The sequence below is a fragment of the Bartonella sp. AP58NXGY genome (assembly GCF_042195785.1).
Classification (GTDB): Bacteria; Pseudomonadota; Alphaproteobacteria; order Rhizobiales; family Rhizobiaceae; genus Bartonella.
Window position 1 is genome coordinate 1 of the sequence record NZ_JBHIOY010000407.1, and the last position, 570, is coordinate 570.

Below are 570 nucleotides of genomic sequence, written 5' to 3' on the forward strand. Positions count from 1 at the left end.
CTCGTGAAATTATTGGCAGTCGCGTAAAATCATCATATGATCGAATTTCTCCTACACTATAACCTATCTCTTTATATAAATCACGATAAAAAGGCACTGATGTAAAAGCCCAATCGACTAATTCTCCTAATCTCTGAAGCTTCCATTTGCGCAGGCTGACGTCGTTAGATCTCACTTTTAACTTTAGCATATCACGTGTATAGGACCATCTAGACAGCACCTTAGATTGAAGCCAAGGTAATTCTGGCTTTAAGAAAGCCCAATTTATTTTAAACCTTTCTATATCTTGAGCAACGTTAGAGCCTAATGTTTGCATATTCACCCCCCTATCTCCAAGCACTGAACACAGCTTCACGCAACCTCTGCAATGCCAATTCAAATACACTATCTTGCTTCATTAAACTTGCCCTCACAAATTGATGCCCTAATTCATCAGGCCTACTCCAATAGAAATATCTACCAGGCAAAAGACACAAGCCAAAAGCTTTGCAGTGCTGCACGAATTCAAGATCACTAAACCCTGTTGCCGAGCAATCAATCCACTCTAACGGCATAACCGATTCAACAGAT

General features: G+C 40.2%; 2 protein-coding genes. Both read right to left on the reverse strand.

The window, feature by feature from the left end:
• The coding region (locus tag ACFINC_RS11700) for a hypothetical protein (protein WP_375617306.1) at window positions 1-316 on the reverse strand (316 nt) is incomplete at its 3' end.
• Window positions 317-326: 10 nt separating this feature from the next.
• A partial coding sequence (locus tag ACFINC_RS11705) for a hypothetical protein (protein ID WP_375617307.1) occupies window positions 327-570 on the reverse strand: 244 nt, incomplete at its 5' end.